Below are 22410 nucleotides of genomic sequence, written 5' to 3'. Positions count from 1 at the left end.
CACGGTGCCGGACCACACCACGGTGCCGGACCACACCACGGTGGATGTGCGCCGGCGGGTCTCCGCCGTGTTGCGGCGCTTCGCCGGTTCGCGCGGAGCGCTCCTGCGCGGAATCGACGACGATCTGATCCCGTTCGTCCGTATCGCCACCGAATTTCTGCTGGCGGAGGGCAAGCGGTTGCGTCCCGCCTTCTGCTACTGGGGGTGGCGGGGCGCGGGCGGCCCGGACTGCGACGAGATTGTGACCGCCGCCGCCGCCATCGAGCTGCTGCACGCCTGCGCGCTGATCCACGACGACGTCATGGACGCCTCCGACACACGGCGCGGCAGGCCGGCCGCGCACCGGCGCTTCTCCCGGGTCCACCGGACCGCCGGCTGGCGGGGTGATCCCGCCGACTTCGGCCGCTCGGCCGCGATCCTGCTCGGCGATCTGTTCCTGGCCTGGGCCGACGAACTGCTCGCGGCCAGCAGGATGCCACCCGAGGCGTTGGTCCGGGCCTGGCCCACCTACGGGYGGATGCGCAGCGAGCTGATGGCGGGGCAGTACCTCGACCTCGTCGGCCAGGCCGAGGCCGGTCCGCACGGCGGCCTCGATCCCGGGCGGGCGGTCCGCATCGCCCGGTACAAGACCGCCGGTTACACGGTGGTCCGTCCCCTGCAGCTCGGCGGTCTGCTCGCGGGCGCGCCGCCGGACCTGTTGGCGGCCTATGCGGCGTTCGGCCTGCCGCTCGGCGAGGCGTTCCAACTCCGCGATGACCTCCTGGGCGTGTTCGGCGATCCGGCGGTGACGGGAAAACCCACCGGGGAGGATCTGCGTGACGGGCGGCCCACTGGCCTGCTGGCGCTCGCGCTGACCCGTGCGCAGCCGGCCGCGGCGGCCCGGCTGCGCACGCTGATCTCCCCGCCGGTCCGGCGCGCCGGGCACCCTGAGGATGCGGGACAGCCCGAGAATCCCGGGTATTCCGGGGGACCCGGATGTTCCCCGGGATTCGGGCCCACCGAGAACCCCGCGGCCCGCGCCGCCCGGGTCGCCGAGGCCCGCGACATCATCGCCGCAAGCGGAGCGGTGGCCGCCGCCGAGGAACGGATCGCCGCCCGGACCGCCACGGCGGTCGAGGCGGCCCGACGGGCGGATCTGGACGTCACAACCCTCGCCGCCCTGACGGAACTCGCCATGGCAGCGACTTCGCGATCACATTGAGCAACCGACCACATCGGGTAACCGCACCATCGACAGGGAAGTCCATCGACCAGGAAGCAGGTGGCAGGTGCGCACGGTGACCGGAGCGACGGATCACGTCGTCATCGTCGGGGCCGGTCTCGCCGGTCTGTCGGTCGCGCTGCGCCTGGTCGGAGCCGGCCGGCGGGTGACGGTGCTCGAGCGGGATGCGACCCCCGGCGGTCGGGCCGGCCTGCTCGCACTGGGCGACTATCGTTTCGACACCGGACCGACCGTCCTGACCATGCCCGAGCTGATTGCCGACGCCCTGGACTGTGTCGGGGAGGATCTCGACCGCTGGCTGTCACTGACMCGGCTCGACCCGATGTACCGGGGGTTCTTCGCCGACGGTTCGTCGCTGGACATCCGCGCCGACCCCGCCGACACCGCACAGGAGATCCGGGCGCTGTGCGGCCCGGCGGAGGCGGCCGGCTTCGAGCGGTTCGTCGGAATCGTCACTGCAATGTTCCGCACCCAGCTGCGCCACTTCATCGACGCGCAGGTCGACTCCCCGCTGTCGTTGCTGCGCCCGCAGCTCGCCCGGCTGGCCGCCCTCGGCGGCTTCCGCCGGCTCGACACCGTCGTCGGCCRCCATCTACGGGACCCGCGGACCCGGCGGATGTTCTCCTTCCAGGCGATGTACGCCGGGCTCGCCCCGCACGACGCACTGGCCCTCTATGCCGTCATCTCCTACATGGACTGCGTTGCCGGGGTCTACCACCCGGCCGGCGGCATGCACGCCGTCGCCGAGGCGCTGGCCGGCGCCGCGGCCAAACACGGTGCCACCCTGCGCTACGAGACCACGGTGACGCGGGTGGAGGTGCGGGGCGGCCGGGCGGTCGCGGTGCACACCGCGGCGGGGGAGCGCATCGGCGCCGACGTGGTGGTGCTCAACCCCGACCTGCCGATCGCCTACACCGAACTGCTGCCTCCCTCGACGGCGCCGGCCCGCCTGCGCCGCCTGCGGTACTCGCCCTCGTGCTTCCTCCTGCTGGCTGGGGCGCGCGTGGAGTACCCGCACACCGCGCATCACACCATCCACTTCGGCCGGGCCTGGCGGTCGACCTTCCGCGAGATCATCGATCGCGGCGAGCTGATGAGCGACCCGTCCTTCCTCGTCACCACCCCCTCACGCACCGAACCCGCGATGGCCTCGGCCGGCGGCCACACGTACTACGTGCTCTTCCCCACACCCAACCTCACCGCCCCGCTCGACTGGTCGGTGCTGCGCTCGCGCTACCGCGACGAGGTGGTCGCCACCTGCGAACGCCACGGCTACCGAGGCTTCGGCGACGCCATCGAGGTGGAGCAGGTCACCACGCCCGCCGACTGGCGGGCCCGCGGGATGGCGGCGGGCGCCCCGTTCGCGGCGGCCCACACCTTTCGCCAGACCGGTCCGTTCCGCCCCTCGAACCTGGCCCCGGGCCTCGCGAACGTCGTGTTCGCCGGCAGCGGCACCCGGCCCGGCGTCGGGGTCCCGATGGTCCTCATTTCCGGCCGGCTGGCCGCGGAGCGGATCCTCGGCGCTGACCGGGGTTACCGTTCCCGCGCCCTGTGCTGACCCGTGACGCACCCCGGCAGCCCKACAGCCCGACAGCCCGGTGCCCCGGTGCCCCGGTGCCCCGAACATTTCCCACCGCCGAGAAGTTGCTGAAGAGCGGCTTAGAAGAGGCTTCCGGCCAGGCCGTGCCGAGTCCTTTGGCACCCTGTTCCACGATGCGGCTGGGACAATGCTGCCATGGACGAAGGGCACAGCCCGGCCGGCCTCGCCGTACCGGACACCACGTCGGACGCGGCKCTGCTCGAACGCGCCCTGTTCGAGATCAAAAAAGTGATCGTCGGACAGGACCGGATGGTCGAACGTATGCTCGTCGCCCTGCTCGCCCGGGGCCACTGCCTGCTGGAGGGCGTGCCCGGGGTCGCGAAGACGCTGGCCGTGCAGACCCTCGCAACCGTCGTCGGCGGTTCGTTTGTCCGCATCCAGTTCACCAACGACCTCGTGCCCTCCGACATCGTCGGTGCCCGCATCTACCGGGCGAGTCAGGAGGCGTTCGACGTCGAGCTCGGCCCGGTCTTCGCGAACTTCGTGCTCGCCGACGAGATCAACCGGGCACCCGCGAAGGTGCAGTCGGCGCTGCTGGAGGTGATGTCGGAGAAGCAGGTCTCGCTCGGCGGGGTCACCCACCGGCTTCCCGAGCCGTTCCTGGTACTGGCCACCCAGAACCCGATCGAATCCGAGGGTGTCTACCCGCTACCGGAGGCGCAGCGGGACCGGTTCCTGATGAAGGTCAACGTCCCCTACCCGAACCCGGCGGAGGAGCTCGAGATCGTCCGGCGGATGGGCACCTCGCCACCGCTCCCCGAGCGGGTCCTGACCCCGCAGGCGCTGACCCGGCTGCAGACCCGAGCCGACGAGGTGTTCGTCCATCACGCCATCATCGAGTTCGCCGTCCGGCTGGTGCTCGCCACCCGGTCCCCCGGCGAGGCGGGTCTACCCGAACTCGAGGGCCACCTGGCCTACGGAGCCTCGCCGCGCGCCTCGCTCGGACTGGTCGCGGCGGCCCGCGCGCTCGGCCTGCTGCGCGGGCGCGACTACGTCGTACCCGACGACGTCGCCGCGGTCGCCCTGGACGTCCTGCCCCACCGCCTGGTGCTCTCGTACGAGGCGCTGGCCGAGGGGCTGACCGCGGACGCGATCGCCGCCCGGATCCTGGGCGTGGTCCCGCAGCCTCAGGTGGCGCCCCGCCAGCAGGGCCCCCACTACCCCACCGGTCCGCATGCCGGYGGGTGGGGGACGAACCCGCGTTCGGGCTTCCCGGAATACCTCGACCAGGGTGCGTCCGGATGACGGACCCCGCGGACCGGCTCCGGGCCGGCTCCGTGTCGGCGACCGATCCGGCGGTGGAGCGGACCCTGCGCCGGCTCGAACTGACCGTGCTCCGCCGTCTCGACGGCATGCTCCTCGGCGATCATCTCGGGCTGCTGCCCGGTCAGGGCAGCGAGAAGGCCGAGAGCCGCGAGTACGCCGTCGGTGACGACGTGCGCCGGATGGACTGGGCCGTCACGGCCCGGACCACCGTCCCCCACGTCCACGATCTCATCGCCGACCGGGAGCTCGAGACCTGGGCGCTGGTGGACCTCACCGCCAGCACCGAGTTCGGCACCGGTACCTGGCAGAAGCGTGATCTGGCGATTGCCGCCACGGCCGCGGTCGGCTTCCTGACCGCCCGCACCGGCAACCGGATGGGCGCGATCGCGCTGACCCAGGCCGGTCCACGGGCGATCCCGGCCCGGCCCGGCCGGGACGGGCTGCGGGCGCTGCTGCACACGCTCATCACCGCGCCTCGCGGCGCGCACGACCGGCCCCGCCGCCGGCCCGATCCGGCGGCGGCCACCGACCTCGCCGCGGCGGTGGAGGGCCTGCTGCGCCCGCCGCGCCGCCGGGGGCTCGCGGTCGTCGTCTCCGACTTCCTGTCCACCGACCTGCGCTGGGAACGGCCGCTGCGGGTGCTCGCGGCGCGGCATCAGGTGCTCGCCATCGAGATCGTTGACCCGCTCGAGCTGACCCTGCCACCGGTCGGGCCGCTGCCCGTCGTCGACGCCGAGACGGGGGCGTTCGTCGAGGTCCCGACGTCGTCGCGGCGGTTGCGGGAACGTTACGCCGCGGCCGCCGTCGCCCACCGCAGCGCGGTCTCGCTGGCGTTGCGCCGGGTCGGCGCCGACCATCTGGTCCTGCGCACCGACTCGGACTGGCTGGTCGACATCGTCCGGTTCGCCTCGGCGAACCGGCGCGGCCGGGGAGCCGGCCGCCGCCCGCCCGTGGGTCGGACCGACCAGGGTGGCACGGCGGCGCCCGCCACCAGTCGGGCAGGCACCAGTCGGGCAGGCAGCCGGTGAGCTTCCTGGCCGGGCACTGGCTGTGGCTGTACCTGGGGGTCGGCGCGTTGCTGATCTCCTATGTCGTGGTCTCGGCGCGGCGGCGGGTGTATGCCGCCCGGCTGTCGTCGACGTCGCTGCTGTCCTCGGTGCTTCCCCGCCGACCGCAGTGGTGGCGCCGTCACGTCCCGGCGGCGCTGCTGCTGCTCGCCCTCGCCGGGTTGGTGTTCTCCCTGGCGCGACCGGCGCGGGCCGAGCGGGTTCCCCGGGAACGCGCGACGATCATCCTGGCGATCGACGTCTCCAACTCGATGGCGGCCACGGACATCGCCCCGACCCGGCTGGCGGCCGCCAAGCAGGGCGCCTCGGCATTCGTCGACCAGCTCCCTCCCCGTATCAACCTCGGGCTGGTCTCGTTCGCCGGCAGCGCGACGGTCCTGGTGCCCGCGTCCGCCGACCGCGAGTCGGTCCGCGCCGGCATCCACGGCCTGCAGCTCGGTCCCGCGACCGCCGTCGGCGAAGGAATCTTCGCCTCGCTCCAGGCGATCACCACCGCCGGCAAACGGTTCTCCGACACGGGGCAGAGCGCGCCTCCGGCCGCCATCGTGCTGCTCTCCGACGGGGAGACCACCCGTGGGCGGCCGAACAACCAGGYGATCGAGGCGGCGCGGCAAGCCCGTATCCCGGTGGACACCATCGCCTACGGCACCGCCGACGGAACGCTCGACGTCGGCGGCCAGGAGGTGCCGGTGCCGGTCAACGAACAGGCGCTCCGTGACATCGCGGAGCAGACCGGCGGCTCGTACCATCGTGCCACCTCCGGCGACGAACTGCGTTCGGTCTACCGGGGGCTCGGTAGCTCGATCGGCTACCGGACCGAATACCGGGAGGTCACCACCTGGTTCCTCGGGCTGTCCCTGGGGCTGGGATTCGCCGCGGCGGCGACGTCCCTGGCGTTCACGTCCCGGCTTCCCTGAGGGGATCGACGCCGACGAGGGGGTCAACCGGACGCCCCGGGGCAGGTCGACCCCGATCGGGCGGGAGCCGTCGCTATCCGCCTCGCTGGGTGGCTACGCTGACTAACGTGGGGCAGCTCGACGCGGCCRGAATCATCGATCCTCGACTACGTTCCTCCTATGCGCGGGCCCGGGCGCTCAATGCCGCCCACGGCCGCACGTACTACCTGGCCACCCTGCTGCTGCCAGGGTGGAAGCGGCCCCACGTCCACGCGCTGTACGGCTTCGCCCGCTACGCGGACGAGATCGTCGACGATCTCGACTCCACGCTGACCGAGGCCGAGCGGGCGCGCTGGCTGCACGAGTGGGGCAGCCGGTTCCTTGCGGCGCTACGGGCGGGGACACCCGCCGTTGACGTCGGCACCGAGATGGCCGGCACCGGGAGGGACCGGCACCGCGCGGAGGTCTCGGTGCTGCCCGCGGTGGTCGACACCATTCACCGCTTCAAGATCGATCCGGACCACTTCGCGGCGTTCCTGGCCTCGATGGCGATGGACCTCACCGTGACGGAGTACGCGACCTGGGACGAGCTGACCGTCTACATGCACGGATCGGCCGCGGTGATCGGCCTGCAGATGGTGCCGATCCTCGAGCCAGTGGACGACAGCGCCCTGCCCTATGCCCGCGACCTGGGGATGGCCTTCCAGCTCGCCAACTTCATCCGCGACGTCGGCGAGGATCTGCGGCGCGGCCGCGTCTATCTGCCCCGGACTTCGCTGGACCTGTTCGGGGTCACCCGGGAGCAGCTGGCCGCCGGCGTCGTTGACGGGCCGGTCCGCCGGCTGCTGGCCTTCGAGATCAGCCGGGCGCGGGAGCTGTTCCGCGCCGCCGAGCCCGGCATCCGCCTGCTGCACCCAACCTCACGCGACTGCCTGCGGACGGCGTTCGTCCTCTACCGGGGCATCCTCGACGAGGTCGAGCGCGCCGACTACCGGGTGCTCGAACGCCGCGTGTCAGTCGGGCTCCCGCGCCGGCTGGCGGTCGCCGGACCCGCCCTGGTCCGGGCCGTCCGGGCGCGTCGCGGCCAGGGCCACGGGATGCCTCAGATCAGCTCACGGCCCCCCAGGTAGGGCCGCAGCACTTTGGGAACGCGTACCTCGCCGTCGGCGGTCTGGAAGTTCTCCAGCAACGCCGCCAGCAGCCGTGGGGTCGCCACGGCGGTGTTGTTGAGCGTGTGCGCGAAACGCACGGTGCCGTCGGTGTCGCGGTAGCGCAGGTTCGCCCGGCGCGCCTGCCAGTCGTGCAGCGTCGAGCAGCTGTGCGTCTCGCGGAATCGACCGAGCGAGGGGAACMAGGTGTTGATGTCGTTCATCCGGAACTTGCCGACGCCCATGTCCCCGGTGGCGCATTCGACGACCTCGTAACACAGCCCGAGGTCGGACAGGATCCGCTCGGCAGTGGCCAGCAACTCGGCATGCCAGCGGGCCGACTCGGCCTCGTCAGCGGCGCACAGCACGAACTGTTCGACCTTCTCGAACTGGTGGACGCGCAGCAGACCGCGGACGTCCCGGCTGGCGCTGCCGATCTCCCGGCGAAAGCACGGCGAGATGCCGGCGTAGCGGATCGGCAGGCGGCCCACATCGAGAATCTCCCCGGCATGCAGGCCGACAAGAGCCACCTCGGCAGTCCCCGCCAGGTAAAGGTCGTCGGCGGGGATCGCATAGATCTCCTCGCGGGCCTTGGGTAGCATCCCGGTGCCGACGAGCGGCTCCTCCCGGACCAGGGCGGGCACCGACACGGGGGTGAAGTCCAGCCCGCGCAGCAGGTCGAGCGCATAGGAATGCACCGCGCGCTCCAGCATGACCATGTCACCGACGAGGGCGTACGCCCGCTCCCCCGCGACCCGCCGGGCCCGGGCGAACTCCGCCCACCCTCGTTTCTCGGCCAGTGCCGTGTGGTCGAGCGGGGTGAAGTCGAACTCCGGCGGCTCGCCGACGGTCCGCAACACCACGTTGGCCGACTCGTCGGCTCCCACCGGCGCACCCGACCACGGGATGYCCGGCACCAGCAGCATCAGCTCGGACAGCCGGCCCCCGGTTCGGGCCAGCTGCTCGCGCAGGTCCTTCAGCTGGCGGTCGAACGCCTCGTGCTCGGCCCGCAGCTCGGCCCGCCGGGCCGCGTCGGCCCCGGCGAACTGCTTCGCGAAGCTCTTGCGCCGAGCCTGCGCCTCGTCCACCTCGAACTGCAGTTTGCGATTGTCCCGGTCGAGCTGCAGCAGTTCATCGACATCCAGATCAATGCCTTTGGCCGCGACCGCGTCTTTCACGGCCTGCGGATTCTCCCGGATAAAGCGCTTATCGAGCATGGAATCGCGTCAGCCTCTGATCGGTACCGCATTGTGCTTTGCGGTAACGCTACCAGCCGTCCGGCCCGCGCACCGGTCCGCTCCCGGCCCGGCGGGCACCCGCCCCGGCAGGCACCATGCGGGGCGATCCGCCGCTCACCGGTTACGGTGCACAGACCACACCAGAACCAGACCACACCAGAACCAGCAGACCGCATCAGAAGCGAGGGAGGCCGGCGACGGTGGCCAGTTCAAAGGAGCGACGTCAACGCGAGCTCGCCGAGGCCCGGGCGGCCCGGCAGGCGCAGCGGCGCCGGCTCGCCCATCGCCGTCGTCAGCAGCGGCTCGCGATCGTCGCCGGATTCATCGCGATCGTCGTCGCGGCATCGACGATCGCCGCGATCCTGCTCACCGGCAAGGACGACCAGCCCGACGTGGCCGCCGCCGGTGCCGCGACGACACCCACCGCGACCGCACCCACCGCGACCGCACCCACCGCGACCGCACCGACACCATCGGCCGCCCCCCGTCAGACCAGCAGGGTCGGGCAGTGCACCTACACCTCCAACGGGGAGGCCCCGGCCCGCGGCGCCACCCTGCCGGCGGCCGCGGCCACCGTCGACACGTCCCCGGCGACAATGGTGATCATCACCGACGCCGGCACCATCACGGCCGCCTTGGACGCCCAGAAGGCACCATGCACGGTGCACGCCCTGCGCACGCTCGCCGACGCCAGGTACTTCGACGGCACCACGTGCCACCGCCAGACCGGGGGGGCCGACGCAGGCATCTCGGTCCTGCAGTGCGGCGATCCCACCGGAACCGGCAACGGCGGCCCGGGGTACGGGTACGCCAACGAGAATACCCAGGGCGTGACCTACGACCGAGGCGTGCTGGCGATGGCGCACAGCCAACTGCCGGACAGCAACGGCAGTCAGTTCTTCATCAACTACCAGAACCCGACCCCGCAGGGCGCGGCGGCGCTCGCCGGCAATTACACCGTCTTCGGGAAGATCACCAAGGGACTCGACGTGCTCGACAAGCTCACCGGGCCCGGCGTCGAGGGCGGCGGCTCCGATGGTGCCCCGGCGAGCAAGCCGAAGATTCTTTCGATCACGATCACCCAGGGCGGCTGACCCGCCGGTCAACCGGCCCAGCGGCGGATGGTGTCGATGCGGGCCTGGAGCTGCGCGGCGGTGGCCTGGCCGCTCGGCGGACCGCCACAGGTCCGGCGCAGCTCGGCGTGGATCATCCCGTGCGGTTTGCCCGTGCGGTGGAAGTGTGCGCCGACAAGCCGGTTCAGCTCCTTGCGCAGCTCGCCGATCACCTCGTGCACGGGCCGGGTGGCCGCCTCGACCGCCGGCTGCACGCCCTCGCGGGCCGGCGGGACGACCGGCGAATCCGCGGCACGGGCAGCGGCACGGCGCGTGGCGGCCTGCTGGGCGGCCTGCTGGGCGGCCTCCCGCTGGCGCAGCAGAACCGCGACCTGATCGGGCTCCAGCAGGCCCGGCAGGCCCAGGAAGTCCTCCTCCTCGATGGACCCGGGGGCCGCCGGGGTGCCGAACTCGCCGCCATCGAAGATCACTCGGTCGAGATGGGCCGAGGATCCCAACGCCGTGAACAAGGTGTCCGGCTTGTCGGGGATGTCCTTGCGCCGGTTGGCGTCCCGCAGCGCGTCGTCGTCGAAGGCGTCCGGATCGCGCGGGGACTTCTCCAGGGCGTGGTCCCGCTGGACCTCCATCTCGCCAGCCAGCGCCAGCAGGGACGGCACGCTCGGGAGGAAGACCGACGCCGTCTCCCCGCGACCRCGGCCCCGAACGAACCGCCCGACGGCCTGGGCGAAGAACAGCGGGGTTGACGCCGAGGTCGCATAGACCCCGACCGCCAGGCGAGGCACGTCCACGCCCTCACTGACCATCCGTACCGCCACCATCCACCGGTCGGCCGACCGGCGAAAGTCATCGATCTTGGTCGACGCGGTCGGGTCGTCGGAGAGGATCAGCACGGGCGAGGTGCCGGTGATCCGGGTGAGCAGCGCGGCGTAGGYGCGCGCGGCCGCGTGATCCGTGGCGATGACCAGCCCGCCCGCGTCGGGCATGCCGCCGGCCCGCACCTGGGACAGCCGGGTGTCRGCGGAGGCGAGCACCGCCGGCATCCAGTCCCCGCCCGGGTCGAGCGCGGTGCGCCACGCGGCGGCGGTCTGCTCGTTGGTGAGCGGCTCCCCGAGTCGGGCGCTCAGTTCCGCGCCGGCACTGGTCCGCCAGGTCATCTCGCCCGAGTAGGCGAGGAAGAGCACCGGGCGGACAACCCCGTCGCGCAGCGCCTCGGCATAGCCGTAGGAGGAGTCCGCGATGCTGCGCATCACCCCGTCGGGGCCCGGCAGGTAGGTGACGAAAGGGATCGGGTTGACGTCGGAGCGAAACGGAGTACCAGTCAGGGCGAGGCGACGCGCGGCCGGGGTGAACGCCTCCCGGATCGCCTCACCCCATGACAGCGCGTCGCCGGCGTGGTGGATCTCGTCCAGGACGATCAGGGTGCGACGCGCGGCGGTCCGGGCACGGTGCAGGGCCGGATGCGCCGCCACCTGGGCGTAGGTCACGGCGACACCGGTGTAGTCGGAGGATGTCGCCCCGGCCGAGTTGCGGAAGTCCGGATCGAGGTCGACACCAACCTCCGCCGCGGCCACGGCCCACTGGCGTTTGAGGTGCTCGGTGGGCGCGACGACGGTGATCCGACTGATCTCGCCGGCAGTGAGAAGGTCGGCGGCCACCTGCAGGGCGAAGGTCGTCTTCCCGGCGCCCGGGGTGGCGACCGCCATGAAGTCCCGGGCGCCCGACGACGACCGTGACCGGTAGATCTCCAGGGCCGCACGCTGCCACGCGCGCAGCGGTCGGGCTGGTGGAACGGGACGTCGTGGACGAGGGCTTCGGTCGAGGGGGCCGGCTCTCACGCCATCACACTCTAGAAGGCGGCACTCGGCGAAGACGCTGGCGGCCGCAGGCGCGTCGGGATGACCACACTTTTGCCGTGGATGGTCCCGAAGGGACCACGCCCGAGCATGACCGTCTTATCTCACAGAGGGTTAAGCTCCTGGAGTCAACCGATTGACTTCGGAGGCCCCGATGCAGCTCACGACCGGTCCTTCGGCAGTTCCCCGCGCACCGGTGGCCTCCGCGCCAACACCTGAGGTATCCGGTGGTGACAGGACGCCCACCACCCGCACACCCAACACCCGCACACCCAACACCCGGCTGCGACTGAGTCGGGAGGAACGGGGCTGGTCGCAGGAACGGCTCGCCACCGAGATCCGTCGGTTCTCCGTCATCCACGAGGGTCGCGAGGCCGGGGTGACCGGCAACATGATCTGCAAGTGGGAGAAGGGCGACAAGAAACCAAGCCTGCGTTATCAGCGGTTGTTGCGGGCGCTATTCGGCCGGTCGTCGGCGGAGCTCGGTTTCGTGGATGACGAAGCGCTTCCCGCCGCCGTCGGAGCACTGCGGGGCGGAACCGGTCAGGGTACGGCCGTCGCCGCGTCGATGAACCTTGAACAGGCGGCCTGCGAGACGGGCGCCGCGGGCACACTCGTACTTCACCCCGGCACCGACATGATCGACACGAACGGTATTCCCGTGGAACGTCGGGACTTTCTCCGGCTCTTCGCCGCGGCGGGCGGCGTCGCCGTCGTGCCCATGAACGGCGTCACGGACACCCCGCCCTGGGAGCGCCTCTCGGCGGCGCTGCGTCGCCGTAGCACGGTGACCCCGGAGCTCGTCAACGAGCTGGGCCAGCTCACCGCGGGGCTGTACGGCTTAGAGGAACGCGTTCCCGCCCGGATCCTGATACAGCGGGTCACCGGGCATCTGAGCAGGCTCAGTCAGCTGCTGGAGACCACGAGCCGGTCCCCGGTGCGCCGTGAGCTGACCTCCACCGCCGGGGAGACGGCGGCGCTCGCCGGATGGCTCTCGTTCGACATGAACGACCTGCCCGCGGCCGTCGCCTACTACCGGGTGGCCATCGAGGCCGCCCGCGAGGCCGATGACCACGCCCTGTGGGCCTGCGTACTCGGTTACGAGAGCTACCAGACCGCCAGCCGTGGCCGCCACGACCAGGCCTGCGCGCTGCTCGGTGAAGCCCAGCGGCGAGCCGCCACGGGCAGCACGGTGATGACCAGGGCCTGGCTGGCTGCCCGGGAGGCCGAGGAGCAGGCCGCTCGCGGCGAGGGCCGGGCGGCGCTGGCCGCCCTCGACCGTGCCCAGGATGCCTTCGACCGGGGTGAGAGCGACGGGGACCGGGTCTGGACGCAGTTCTTCGACCGGGGCCGGCTCGATGGCCTGAAGGTCACCACCTACACGCGGCTACGGCGACCCGCCGCGGCCTACGCCGCCGCCACCGAGGCACTGCGGGCGGCCGCTCCCGGTGCGACGAAGAAGCGGTCGTTGCTGATGAGCGACATCGCGGAGGTGCACATCCAGCGGCGGGAGATCGAGGCGGCCTGCCACTTCGCGGCCGAGTCCCTCGCGATCGTGCTCCAGACGGACTTCTCGCTGGGCCTGGCCCGTATCCGCCGCGCCCGGGAGCACCTGCGGCCCTGGCAGCACACCCAGGCCGTGCGCGAGTTCGACGAGCAGCTGCGGGCACTCACCTGACGGTGGGTGCCGTCTCGGCGCTGATCCAGCCCAGATAGTCGGCATGGCCGGCGACGATCGGCGTGGCAATGATCTCGGGATTTTCGTAGGGGTGGAGGACCACGAGCCGCTCATGTAGCTCATCGAATCGTTCGGTGGTCGTTTTMGCCAGACAGAGCCATTCCTCGGCCTGCTCGATCTGGCCCTTCCAGCGGTAGGTGCTGCTCATCGGTCCGATCACCTGGAAACAGGCGACCAGACGCGCCTCCACCAGGATCCTACCGATACGGTCAGCGCTTTCCCGGGAGTCGATACTCACGATGACCTGAAGGTGACCCACGCGCACTCCCATCTCTAAAACGATGGATACGCAAGATACCCTACATCGATCAGTGGCGGTAGCCGTTGAATTTACGGCGTCCGGTAGGATGGTCCGTATTCTCCGCGTGACATTCCACCCGGATCCACCCGGAATGGGCGGTTCAGTCGCAAGCCGTTTACCGCCGGTTGATCGGGAGGGTACATTCCGGCGCGGAAAGGCCACGCTGGGCGCAAGAGACAGCACCCCACGCCGGCCGGAGAAGACCGGCCTGCTCCCGTAACCAGCCTGGTCTCACCCACCGGTTGGTCCTACCGCTGCCGCGGTCCCCCGCCCGGGTCGGTGCCACCGCCGCCCTGCGCTGGCTTCACCCGTCCCCGGCGGGCGCGCCGTGAGCCGACGACCCCTGGGTCTGGCACACGCGGTAGCAGTCGTAGACACCGCCGACGCCGCGCACGGCGCCGAGCACCTTGTCCAGTTGCTCCGGCCCGGTGACCTCGATCGTGAAACGCGCATGCGCGACCCGATCATCGGATGTGGTCGTCGAGGCCGCGCGGACGGACGCCGAGATCTCCGAGAGCACCTCGGTGATGTCCGCGAGCAGCCCGTAGCGGTCGAACGCCTCGACGGCGATCTCCGCGGGAAAAATCTGCGCCTGTGGTGCCGACCAGGTCGCCACCGCGACGCGCTCGCGGTCCGACCCCGCCTCGGTGGCGTTCATGCACTCCCGGCGGTGCAGAGACACGGTGCTGCCGTGCGTCGCGAAGCCGACGACCACGTCTCCGGGCAGCGGAAGGCAACATCGCGCCAGCCTCGCCGGCACCCGACCACCCACCCCGTCGTCTGCCACGGCCGCGAGGCTGGGCATCCCACGCCGGGCGATCGGACGGGTCGGCGACGGCAGGCCCGACGAGGCGCCGTCCGCGCCGCCGGCGGTCCGCGCCCCGCCGCCGCTCCCGGACCGGGTGGTCGTGACGCCCGGCTCGGCCGCCCCGGCGGCGGTGTCCCTGCGCTGCCGGGCCAGCCGGCGCCGGATACGTACCCGGGCCCGGGAGGTCCTGACGAAGTGCAACCAGTCCTCCGACGGTCCCGCGCCGGGGAGGTTGGAGGTCAGGATCTCGACGACGTCGCCGTTGCGCAGCCGGGTATGCAACGGGACGAGCCGACCGTTGACCCGGGCGCCGATCGCCCGGTGCCCGATGTCGGTGTGCACGGCGTAGGCGACGTCCACCGGGGAGGACCGGGCCGGCAGTGCGAGCATCCTGCCCTTGGGCGTGAACGCCAGCACCTCGTCGGCATCCAGGTCTGAGGACAGCGACTCGAGGAACTCGTCCGAGTCGACCTCCTCCTGCCAGTCCAGCAAGCTGTGCAACCAGGACAGGCCCTCCAGGCGGGCGCCGTCCGCGCCGGGGCCGACCGGTCGGGCGACGATCCCGGTCTCGGCCAGCCGGTGCATCGACGGCGTCCTGATCTGGATGTCGAGGGAGCGGCCGGCGCCGTCGGTCACCGTCGTGTGCAGGGACTGGTACATGTTGAACTTCGGGGTAGCCACGAAGTCGCGCAGCCTGCCGGGCACCGGTCGCCACAGGGCGTGGATGACACCCAGCGCCGCGTAACAGTCCGTCACCTCGTCAACGAGCACGAGGACGCGGACGAGGTCGGTGTAGTCCTGGACGGGCCGGTTGCGCTCCTGAGCCCGCTTGTAGATCGAGAACAGGTGGCTGACCCGGATGGAGACGGCGCCGTCGATGCGAGCCCCCGCGAGCCCGGCTCGCAACCGTGCCACCAGCGCCGCGACGGTTCCGGCCGCGCGCTCAGCGGCGGTGAACTCGTCCACCGTGGCGGCAATCCGGGCGTGCTCGGCGGGATGGAGCACGGCGAACGCCCGGTCCTCCAGCTCTCGCTTGATCACACTGACGCCGAGCCGGTGGGCCAGCGGGGCCAGGACCTCGAGCGTGACCCGGGAGATCTTCACCTGTTTGGGAGGGGACATGAAGGCGAGCGTGCGCATGTTGTGCAACCGGTCCGCGATCTTGATGACCAGTACTCGGTAGTCCCGGGCCAAGGCCACGATCAGCTTGCGCAGCGTCTCGGCCTCCGCGGCCTCCCCGAACCGCATCTTGTCCAGCTTGGTGACACCGTCGACGAGGTTGGCCACCTCCGCGCCGAACTCCTGGGTGACGGAGTCGAGGGTGTACCCGGTGTCCTCGACCGTGTCATGCAGCAGGGCAGCGATCAGGGTAGTCGTGTCCACCCCCAGCTCCGCGAGGACCTCGGTGACGGCGAGGGGATGGCTGATGTACGGATCCCCGCTGCGCCGCATCTGACCGGCGTGCAGCCGCTCGGCGACGCCGTAGGCGTGCACCAGCAGGCCGATGTCGGCGCGCGGATGATAGTCGCGATGCGCCTCGACGATGTCACGCAGCTCCGGCGGCACCTGGGACATCCGCGGTGTCGCCATCCGCCGGGCCAGGTGGGCGAGACGCACGCTCGCCTGCCGGGCCGCCGACAGGGCCCGGGAGGCCTCGTCGGCACCGCCGTCGGCCCGGGACAGCGCGGGGGTCAGACCGCCGCCGGCCGGCAGACCCGCACCCACGGTCTCAGCATCCACGGCACCCCCCTGATTCGACCCGTTAGACCTGTACGCCMGAGGTAACGCGGAAACAGCCGTATACGCCCTCGATGGCACGCACCGCACTCAGGATGTGCCGGAGATGCTTGGCGTCTCCCATCTCGAACGTGAAGCGGCTGACCGCCACCTGATCCCGTGTGGTGGCCACCGACGCCGACAGGATGTTCACGTGCCGGTCGGACAGTACCCGGGTGACATCCGAAAGTAGTTTGGTAYGGTCCATCGCCTCGACCTGGATCACGACGAGGAACACCGAGCCCGACGACGGCGCCCACTCGACCTGGACCGTGCGGTCGTGCGGCCCGCCGCGCAGCCCCGACAGGTTGGAGCAGTCCGTCCGGTGGACCGACACGCCCTTGCCCCGGGTGAYGAAACCGGCGATCTCGTCGCCGGGCATGGGGGTGCAGCAGCGGGCGAGCTTCGTCCACACGTCGGGAGCACCGGTGACGAGCACCCCCGCCTCCCCGGTCGAGCGACGCAGCGTGCGGATCGGCAGCTCGGTCTCACCCGCGTCCTCCTCGGCCCCCTCCGGACCGCCGAGGGCCACGAGCAGCCGCGAGACCACCAACTGGGCGCTGACGTGGTTCTCCCCCACGGCCGCGTAGAGGGCGGCCACGTCGGCGTAGCGCAGGTCCTTGGCCAGGTTCAACAGCGCGTCCCCGCTCATCAGGCGGGACAGCGGCAGGCCGTGGCGGCGCATCGCGCGGCCGATCGCGTCGCGGCCGGCGACGATCGCGTCCTCCCGGCGCCCACGGGCGTGCCACTGGCGGATCTTCGTCCTGGCCCGCGACGAACGGACGAACATCAACCAGTCCTCGCTCGGGCCGGCCGAATGGGCCCGCGAGGTGAAGATCTCGACCGCGTCGCCGTTGTCCAGCGGGGTGTCCAGGGCCGCGAGACGGCCGTTGATCCGGGCCCCGACGCACTGGTGGCCGATGTCGGTGTGCACCGCGTAAGCGAAGTCCACCGAGGTCGACCCGGCAGGCAGCGGGATGACGTCGCCCTTGGGGGTGAAGACGAAAACCTCGTCGGTCTCGGCGGCGAACCGCAGGCTGTCGAGGAACTCTCCCGGGTCCGCGGTCTCCCGCTGCCAGTCGAGCACCTGACGCAGCCAGGTCATGAGGTCCGCATCGGGTCCGCCCTTGCGCCGACCGGCCCGCCCGCCCTCCGGGGTCCCCGCCGAGGGCCGGGCCGCAACCCCGTCCTCCTTGTACTTCCAGTGCGCGGCAATGCCGTACTCGGCCCGGTTGTGCATCGCGTGCGTGCGGATCTGCAGCTCGACCGGTTTGCCCTCGGGACCGATGACCGTCGTGTGCAAGGACTGGTACATGTTGAACTTGGGCATCGCGATGTAGTCCTTGAACCGGCCGGGAATCGGCTTCCAGGTCGCGTGCACGGTACCCAGCGTGGCATAGCAGTCCCGGACCGAGTCGACCAGGACGCGGATGCCGACCAGATCATAGATGTCGTCGAAGGAACGGCCGCGCACCACCATCTTCTGGTAGATCGAGTAATAGTGCTTCGGCCGCCCGGAGACGACCGCCTTGATCCGCGCGTCCCGCAGGCCGACCTGTACCTGCCCGATCACCTCGGCCAGATAGACGTCCCGGCTCGGGGCCCGGTCAGCGACCAGCCGGACGATCTCGTCGTACCGTTTCGGATACAACGCGGCGAACGAGAGGTCCTCCAGCTCCCACTTCAACGAGTTCATGCCGAGCCGGTGGGCGAGCGGGGCGTAGACCTCGAGCGTCTCCCGAGCCTTGCGTTCCTGCTTGTGCTCGGGCAGAAAGCGCAGGGTACGCATGTTGTGCAGGCGGTCGGCGAGCTTGACCACCAGCGCGCGTGGGTCGCGGGCCATCGCGACGACCATCCGGCGGATGGTCTCCGCCTGGGCCGCCTCGCCGACCTTGACCCGGTTGAGCTTGCTGACCGCGTCGACGATGAGCGCGATATGGTCACCGAAGGTGTCCCGGATTGCATCGACGGTAAGCGTCGTCTCCTCGAGGGTGTCGTGCAGCAACGCCGCGGACAGCGTCGCGGTGTCCATCCCCAGATCGGCGAGGATGCTCGCGACCGCGATCGGATGAGTGATGTACGGGTGGCCGGAGAAGCGCACCTGGCCGGCGTGCGCGGCGTCGGCGACCTCGAACGCCTGCTGCACCTGGGCGATGTCGGCGCGCGGGTGGTTCGCGAGCAGCCCACGCAGCACCGGGTCGAGAGCCGAGGGAGGCGTCGCCCGGTGCGTCGCAAGGCGGGAGAGCCGACCGCGTACCCGACGCGGCAGCGGCGGCGACTCGTGCCCCAACCGGGGGACGACCGGGGAACCGTCCTCGGGACGCCGTCCCATGCCGACCGCGGTGACCAGCTCGGACCCCCCCGGGGATCCACCCGGCGGCTCCTGCCCGCGGACGTCGCCACCATCCGCAGCCGGCGGCTGTGCCGGCCCGTGGACTGCCGGCCCGTGGACTGCCGGCCCGTGGACTGCCGACTCACGCGCCGCCGATCCGGCGGTGGCCCGCGCGGCATCGCCCACCGGCCGGGGCTCCCGGAAGGGAGTGACGGCGGGCTGCGAAACTCCGGTGGTCACCGGCGCTGCCTCGGGCACGGACCGCTCCTGCGTAAGGACTAGACACCGAGCCTAACGCCGCACTGGTCAGAAGCCTTCCGCGGACCTCGCCCGGGCGAGGTCAAATCGTCAGAAGGGAGACGACATCGAGCGGCGCGACCCGATCACGGCCCGGTAGGAAGGACAGCTCCATGAGGACCGCCAGCCCCACGACCTCCCCGCCACCAGCCGCGAGCAGGCTGTGTGCGGCGGCCGCGGTGCCACCGGTGGCCAACACGTCGTCAACGAGCAGGACCCGGTCGCCGTCGTGCACCGCGTCGGCGTGGATCTCGATCGTGGCGGCGCCGTACTCCAGGTCGTAGGAGGCGCTTCGGGTCGGCCCCGGCAGCTTGCCCTGCTTACGGATCGGCACGAGGCCGGTGCCCAGYCGGTCCGCGACCGGCGCGGCTAGCAGGAAGCCCCGCGCCTCGATGCCGGCGATCGTGGTGGCCCCCAGCGCCCGGGCCGCGTCCGCCAGCGCACCGATGACCACCCCGAAGGCGGTCGGCGTCGCGAGCAGCGGGGTGATGTCTTTGAACACGACCCCTGGCTGCGGCCAGTCGGGAATGTCGCGGATGTGGCCACGCAGGACCTCGGCGACCGCGTCGTGCGCGGCGGACCGCTGCGGTGCGTCGTCGATGCTCGTCATCGTGCCGCTTCTCCCACCTTCAGGGTCGTCTGGACTTCAGGGTTGCCCGGACATCAGGATCGTCCCGACATCAAGATCGTCCGGAGATCCGCGGCCACCCGATCGGAGCCCCGCCCAGATCCGCGCGGCCGGCGACCTGGCTCACCGGCGTTTCTTACCGCTCGGCCGTCCGCGCCGCCCGGGTTTGCGCCCCGCGGCGCGCCGGGCAGGGGGCGCGCCCGACGGTCGTCGGGCGGCACCGCCCAGGTTCGCCCCGGCCGGAACCGGTTCACGCGCGCCGGAGACGGGAGCGTCCTCACCCCARCCGGCCGGATCGACCGCCGCGCCGGCGGGAACAGCCGTGCCCGGCACACCCGCGGCGGYCCGGACCCGCCTGGCGCGCTCACGGGCGACCCGCGCATCCAGCGCCCGCACGGCGGGATCGCCGCGCTTGAGGTCGACGAGCAGCGGCGTGGCAAAGAACAGGGAGGAGTATGTACCGGAGGCGATACCGACGAACTGGGCGAGCGCGAGGTCCTTCAGCGTGCCGGCACCGAGCAGACCGGCGCCGACGAAGAGGAGGGATGCGACCGGGATGAGGGCGATGAGGGAGGTGTTCAGTGAACRCACCAACGTCTCGTTGAGCGCGTCGTTCGTCGCCTCCGCGTAGGTCCGCCGCGTCGACGTGCCCATGCCCGCGGTGTTCTCCCGCACCCGGTCGAACACCACCACCGTGTCGTACAGGGAGAATCCGAGGATCGTCAGCACGGCGATGACCGTCGACGGCGTCACCTCGAAACCTACCAGCGAGTAGACACCCATGGTGACGACGAGGTCGTRAACAAGAGCKGCCATCGCCGCGAGCGCCATCCTCCACTCGAACCGTACCGAGAGGTAGATCACGACGAGCACGAGGAAGACGGCCAGGCCCTGGAGGGCCTTGTTCGTGATCGTCGATCCCCAGGACGAGCCGACGGTCGACACGGYGATGTCGCGGTCCGGGTTCGACACCGAGAAGCGCTTGGCCAACGCGCCGGTCAGCTCACGGGTCTGGGCGTCGGAGAGGGTCGGCGTCTGGATCCGGAACTGGTGGGAGGTCTCCAGTTGCTGGACCACACTGTCCGCCGGGTCGAGCCCGATGCCGGACAGCGTGTCCTCGACCTGCGCGACGGTACCGCCACCGCTGGGTAGCTGGAAGACCGCGCCACCGGAGAACTCGATACCGAAGGTGAAGCCACGGAAGATCATGCTGATGATGCAGACGGCGACCACGACGCCGGAGACGGCATACCAGGCCTTGCGCCGGCCGACGAAGTCGACGTTGAAGTCGCTGCGGTAGATCCGCCCGACCAGTGCCATCTCAGCTCTCCCGCCTCTGCCCGGTCGGCGCCGGCCGCTTGGCCAGTCGCGCCCGGGTGGAAGCGGCCGGCGCCACGCCACCGCCACGCCCGCCGAGGGTCTTCGGACTCAGGCCCGAGTACCGGCTGACCGAGAACAGTCTGCGCCGCACCAGCAACGTCACCAACGGCCGGGTGAAGATAAACATGATCACGACATCGCTCAACGTCGACAGCCCGAGCGTAAAGGCGAAGCCGCGCACCGAGCCGATCGACAGGATGTAGAGGACCGCGGCGGCCAGGAAGGAAACCGTGTCCGCGGAGAGCATCGTGCGCCGCGCGGCGGGCCAGGCACGATCCGTGGCCGCCCGGACCGTGCGACCGGCCCGGACCTCGTCTTTGATCCGTTCGAAGTAGACCACGAACGAGTCCGCCGTGACACCGATCGACACGATCAGGCCGGCGATGCCGGCCAGGGTCAGCGTGAACCCGATCGCCACGCCGAGCAGCACCACCGAGGCGTAGATCAGCAGACCGCTGACGGCGAGGGAGATGATCACGACCATGCCCAGCGCCCGGTAGTACAGGAAGGAGTAGGCGATGACGAGAACGAGTCCGATGGCGCCGGCGAGCAGTCCGCCGTGCAGCGAGTCACGACCGAGGGTCGGCGAGATGGACTCGGYCTGGGAGCGCTCGAAGGCCAGGGGAAGGRCACCGTAGCGCAGCACGTTGGCGAGGTCCTCGGCGTCGGACTGGCTGAAGCCGCCGGAGATCTGGGCCGATCCGGGGATGCGCTCGTTGGTCTGCGGCGCGGACTGCACCACCCCGTCGAGCACGATCGCAACCTGCTTGCCGATCGTGCTCTCGGTCAGCTTGGTGAACTTGTTCTGGCCCGGACCGGTGAACTCGACGTTCACGACCCACTGCCCGGTGGTGATGCCCGTGGTCCCGCCGCCGCCCTGCAGGCCCGCGGAGGCGGTCTTCACATCCGTCCCGACCACCGTGGCCGGCTTGAGCAGGTACTTCGTCGTCCCGGTCCGGTCACAGGCGGCGGTCCAGTCCTGCGGGCGGTCGGTGCTGACCGAGGCTTTGCGGACGTCGGCCGCTGCGCACGTCAGCGACTCGTAGCGAGCGAACACGTCGGCAGGCGGGCTGTCCCCGGTCGACCCGGTCGACCCGGTCGCCGCCGGCGCGGGGGCCGGGGCCGGAGAAGCCGAGGCCACCGGAGAAGCCGAGGCCGCGCCCACCGCGGGTGTGCCCGCGGCGGTCAGCGACACCGGCTGGGCGATCAGGCCGCGGCCCGTGCCGTCACCGAGCGCGGCCGGTTTGTTCGACGCGGCGGGTGCCGGGGATGACGGCGCGATGCTCGGCGTGCTCTGGCCGGCCGTCGGGGCCGGCTGGCCCGTCGCACCCGGCGTGGGTGCGGAGGCCGCCCCAGTGGGGGTGGGCACCGGGGTGGCCTGGCCGGACGTGGCGACCTCACGGAAACGCAGTTCAGCGGTCTGCCCGACCAGATCCACGACGTCGTTGCGGCCGCGGCCGGGCACCGAGATCTCGATCTGGTTGYCGGTACGATGAACCTCGGACTCGGCGACGCCCAAGCCGTCAACGCGCTGCCGGATGATGTCGACGGCCTGGTTGACGGCACCACTGTCGACGTTGTTTCCCTGCGTGGCACGAGGCGTGAGGATGACGCTCGTCCCGCCCTGCAGGTCGAGCCCGAGCCGGGGCTTCCAGTTTCCGGTAGCGGCCATGAGGCCGTAGAGGACGACGATCAGACCGCCGAGGATCCCCAGCCGGGTCCAGACGGAGATCCCCCTGGGTACCCGTGCCGAGCCGCGTGCCACCTGCGAGTCCCTTCCTCACGCG

The 22410-nt window shown here is 71.3% G+C and carries 16 protein-coding genes; 8 read left to right on the top strand and 8 right to left on the bottom strand.

What is annotated here, in order from left to right; genetic code table 11:
- The first annotated feature begins 4 nt into the window (after positions 1-4).
- The 6 genes from CcI156_RS02750 to CcI156_RS02725 all read left to right on the top strand — a co-directional run bounded on the left by CcI156_RS02750 (position 5) and on the right by CcI156_RS02725 (position 7181).
- Entirely contained in the window at positions 5-1201 is a 1197-nt protein-coding gene (locus CcI156_RS02750; protein WP_083718281.1) for a polyprenyl synthetase family protein, read from the top strand.
- Between the two features lie 67 nt (positions 1202-1268).
- Positions 1269-2780, top strand: coding sequence for a phytoene desaturase family protein (gene crtI / locus CcI156_RS02745; RefSeq protein ID WP_076804208.1), 1512 nt, complete (start codon positions 1269-1271; stop codon positions 2778-2780).
- Positions 2781-2957: 177 nt separating this feature from the next.
- Positions 2958-4067 (top strand): MoxR family ATPase, encoded by a 1110-nt coding sequence (locus tag CcI156_RS02740; protein ID WP_011435828.1) that lies wholly within the window; start codon positions 2958-2960, stop codon positions 4065-4067.
- Positions 4064-5116 (top strand): DUF58 domain-containing protein, encoded by a 1053-nt coding sequence (locus tag CcI156_RS02735; protein ID WP_011435827.1) that lies wholly within the window; start codon positions 4064-4066, stop codon positions 5114-5116. The genes CcI156_RS02740 and CcI156_RS02735 overlap by 4 nt, the downstream gene beginning before the upstream one ends.
- Entirely contained in the window at positions 5113-6072 is a 960-nt protein-coding gene (locus tag CcI156_RS02730) for a VWA domain-containing protein (protein WP_076804207.1), read from the top strand. The genes CcI156_RS02735 and CcI156_RS02730 overlap by 4 nt, the downstream gene beginning before the upstream one ends.
- Before the next feature lie 107 nt (positions 6073-6179).
- Positions 6180-7181 carry a phytoene/squalene synthase family protein gene (locus CcI156_RS02725; RefSeq protein ID WP_371681748.1) on the top strand — a complete coding sequence of 334 codons (1002 nt, stop codon included), beginning with the start codon at positions 6180-6182 and terminating at the stop codon, positions 7179-7181.
- On the opposite strand, the gene serS is transcribed toward CcI156_RS02725, so the two are convergent.
- Positions 7154-8416 (bottom strand): serine--tRNA ligase, encoded by a 1263-nt coding sequence (gene serS / locus CcI156_RS02720; protein WP_076804205.1) that lies wholly within the window; start codon positions 8414-8416, stop codon positions 7154-7156. The two genes, CcI156_RS02725 and serS, sit on opposite strands and share 28 nt — an antisense overlap.
- A 221-nt stretch (positions 8417-8637) precedes the next feature.
- On the opposite strand from serS, the gene CcI156_RS02715 reads away from it, so the two are divergent.
- Positions 8638-9531 (top strand): peptidylprolyl isomerase, encoded by an 894-nt coding sequence (locus CcI156_RS02715; RefSeq protein ID WP_023840948.1) that lies wholly within the window; start codon positions 8638-8640, stop codon positions 9529-9531.
- An 8-nt stretch (positions 9532-9539) separates the two neighbouring features.
- Here CcI156_RS02715 and CcI156_RS02710 read toward each other — a convergent pair whose 3' ends face one another.
- Positions 9540-11345, bottom strand: coding sequence for a DEAD/DEAH box helicase (locus CcI156_RS02710; protein ID WP_076804204.1), 1806 nt, complete (start codon positions 11343-11345; stop codon positions 9540-9542).
- A 172-nt stretch (positions 11346-11517) separates the two neighbouring features.
- Between CcI156_RS02710 and CcI156_RS02705 the strand changes: the two genes are divergently transcribed.
- Entirely contained in the window at positions 11518-13041 is a 1524-nt protein-coding gene (locus CcI156_RS02705) for a helix-turn-helix transcriptional regulator (protein ID WP_011435821.1), read from the top strand.
- Here CcI156_RS02705 and cutA read toward each other — a convergent pair.
- From cutA to secD, 6 genes are all read right to left on the bottom strand, one after another.
- The gene (gene cutA, locus CcI156_RS02700) at positions 13034-13360 is read right to left on the bottom strand and encodes a divalent-cation tolerance protein CutA (protein WP_011435820.1); all 327 of its coding nucleotides are present in this window, start codon (positions 13358-13360) and stop codon (positions 13034-13036) included. The genes CcI156_RS02705 and cutA overlap by 8 nt on opposite strands.
- Positions 13361-13706: 346 nt before the next feature.
- Positions 13707-15950, bottom strand: a complete 2244-nt coding sequence (locus CcI156_RS02695) for a bifunctional (p)ppGpp synthetase/guanosine-3',5'-bis(diphosphate) 3'-pyrophosphohydrolase (protein ID WP_011435819.1) — start codon at positions 15948-15950, stop codon at positions 13707-13709.
- Positions 15951-15972: 22 nt separating this feature from the next.
- Positions 15973-18576: a bifunctional (p)ppGpp synthetase/guanosine-3',5'-bis(diphosphate) 3'-pyrophosphohydrolase gene (locus CcI156_RS02690; protein ID WP_076804203.1), complete on the bottom strand. Its 2604-nt coding sequence runs from the start codon at positions 18574-18576 to the stop codon at positions 15973-15975.
- Between the two features lie 82 nt (positions 18577-18658).
- A complete protein-coding gene (locus tag CcI156_RS02685) occupies positions 18659-19225 on the bottom strand; it encodes an adenine phosphoribosyltransferase (protein ID WP_011435817.1) in 567 nt (188 codons plus the stop codon).
- A gap of 141 nt (positions 19226-19366) precedes the next feature.
- Positions 19367-20563, bottom strand: a complete 1197-nt coding sequence (gene secF, locus CcI156_RS02680) for a protein translocase subunit SecF (RefSeq protein ID WP_076804202.1) — start codon at positions 20561-20563, stop codon at positions 19367-19369.
- Position 20564: 1 nt separating this feature from the next.
- Positions 20565-22388 (bottom strand): protein translocase subunit SecD, encoded by a 1824-nt coding sequence (gene secD, locus CcI156_RS02675; protein ID WP_076804201.1) that lies wholly within the window; start codon positions 22386-22388, stop codon positions 20565-20567.
- Positions 22389-22410 lie beyond the last annotated feature (22 nt).

This window comes from Frankia sp. CcI156, from assembly GCF_001983015.1.
In the GTDB taxonomy this organism is placed as follows: domain Bacteria; phylum Actinomycetota; class Actinomycetes; order Frankiales; family Frankiaceae; genus Frankia; species Frankia casuarinae.
Note: the sequence above shows the minus strand (reverse complement) of the source record. Positions and strands in the feature narration are given on the sequence as shown.

Excerpts from the sequence above, each read along its gene's own strand:
- CcI156_RS02735 (WP_011435827.1), top strand. The coding sequence starts at position 4,064 with ATGACGGACCCCGCGGACCGGCTCCGGGCCGGCTCCGTGTCGGCGACC.
- CcI156_RS02705 (WP_011435821.1), top strand. The coding sequence starts at position 11,518 with ATGCAGCTCACGACCGGTCCTTCGGCAGTTCCCCGCGCACCGGTGGCC.